This window comes from Paenibacillus sp. OT2-17, from assembly GCF_009827695.1.
Lineage (GTDB): Bacteria > Bacillota > Bacilli > Paenibacillales > Paenibacillaceae > Paenibacillus > Paenibacillus polymyxa_B.
On record NZ_WUDQ01000678.1, the window covers coordinates 1 to 1,770 of the forward strand.

At 44.3% G+C, this 1,770-nt stretch carries 2 protein-coding genes and 1 pseudogene; all 3 read left to right on the plus strand.

The annotated features are described in order from the left end of the window. A pseudogene (locus tag GRP75_RS26035) lies at positions 1-472 on the plus strand (GAP1-N2 domain-containing protein); the annotation flags it as partial. 229 nt (positions 473-701) lie between these two features. Further along, entirely contained in the window at positions 702-1,169 is a 468-nt protein-coding gene (locus GRP75_RS26040) for a MarR family winged helix-turn-helix transcriptional regulator (protein ID WP_160790775.1), read from the plus strand. A gap of 93 nt (positions 1,170-1,262) precedes the next feature. Beyond that, the coding region (locus GRP75_RS26045; protein WP_160790776.1) for an MFS transporter at positions 1,263-1,770 on the plus strand (508 nt) is incomplete at its 3' end.

The window sequence follows — 1,770 nt, forward strand, 5'->3', positions numbered from 1 at the left end:
GGCAGAATTTAAGCCGAAGAAGCTCGTCATTGTCGGGGCGGATCAACAGGAGCACTTATACGAAAATTTTACGCTTGCTGAACAGAACGACAAGGAAGTAGCCATTAAAGCGAACAATGATCCATCCAGTGACGTAAACACTGGGAGCGCCACTACAAAAAGCACGACAGCAGATGGACAATCCACAGACAGTGATTCCACAGCTCGTGGTGGTACATCCAGCGGAAAAAGCGGCGATCAGTCTGGAGCAGTGACAGACAATACGGACGGAGGCTCGACTTCAGAGATTTCTACTGAGGGTAGTGGTAATGGAACCAACACAGACACTGACGCACCATCGGAGTATGATCTGAAGAAGTATCCTTATCGTACGCTGTTGACCATTTGGCAACGGCTGGAGCTGAATGATGCTAGTAAGGTTACCGTTGATGGAGAAGAATATCCGCTAGTTCAAGTGAAAACTGCAGACTAAGCAACTATAAAACAGAAATGAATGATGAATGAAGTAAAAGACGGGTTTCCTTCAAGGACTCGTCTTTTATTATGCCTATATTTACATAAAGGATGAATTCAAAATTTGAAATTCACCTTATCTAGTAAAACATCATTTTACGAAAGTATTGACACCAAGTAGGCAGCTGATTAAAATTAGTTGGAATTCAAACTATTAAAATTAGATAGCTATGGAGGTTAGTAGTGAGATGGGAAGTGAGGTGTATCCCGTTTGTCTTCCTTGGGAGGAAGAGAGTACGATGTATTTAATTAAATGGATTTTCACTACCGTCCGGCGCGAAATTGAAACAGCACTGCGCCCTTTGGGGCTCACCTCCCCACAATCGCAGACGCTCTATATACTGGCGATGTCGCCTGGAGTCACCAATACGGATTTGGAAAAGCTATTGCTTATTGATAAATCAAGCGTTACCAGCCTGGTTAACGGGATCGTTAAGAAAAACTGGGCAGTACGCAAAAGTCACCCGGAAGATGCACGAATGAAGCAAATCTATTTGACTGAGGAAGGTTTGGAGATTCACAAGACAGCTGAACGTACCATTGAGGCAATTAAAAGCTCGGTAGGTGAAACGTTATCTGTCGGAGAATCGGAGACGCTGCGCGGCCTGCTTAAAAAAATTCTCCACGATTACCGTTATGCGAACACCTGCGTTTGAGCGGATATATAGAGAGTTTGCCCGGATAGGGATATTCAAAAGCAGTGAAATACAATCTTAGATAAGAGGTTTACAGGAGAGGGAGACAACCAAATGATAAATGAACAAACTTATCCCAATGCGGATAAGCTTATGCGTGTGTTGGCTTTCACACTTGTTTTTTCAGTGATGAACGCTTTTATGTTTAATGTCGTTATGCCTGTGATTCGGGAGGAGTTTCATATTAGTGCTTCCGATGTAAGTTGGCTGCTGACTGGCTATATGATCGTGTATGCGGTTGGCTCGGTGACCTACGGCAAATTGGCAGATAAATATCGTCTTAAGGATTTGCTGACGTTTGGGATTATCTTTTTTGCACTGGGTTCGCTTATTGGACTGTTGGCCAATCAATTTTGGATGCTCATTGTAGCTCGTTTGCTTCAGGCTGCAGGGGCTGCAGTTATTCCGGCAACTGCTATGATCGTCCCAGTCCGTTATTTCTCGGCTGAAAAAAGAGGACGTGCTTTGGGCGTCACAGCAATCGGCTTGGCGTTAGGTACTGCACTGGCTCCGATTATTTCCGGTTTGATCACAGGCTTTGCAAGCTGGCGTTTTTTGTTCG

Bases quoted from the DNA above. Each gene is read 5' to 3' on its own strand.
- GRP75_RS26040 (WP_160790775.1), top strand. From the start codon at position 702: ATGGGAAGTGAGGTGTATCCCGTTTGTCTTCCTTGGGAGGAAGAGAGT.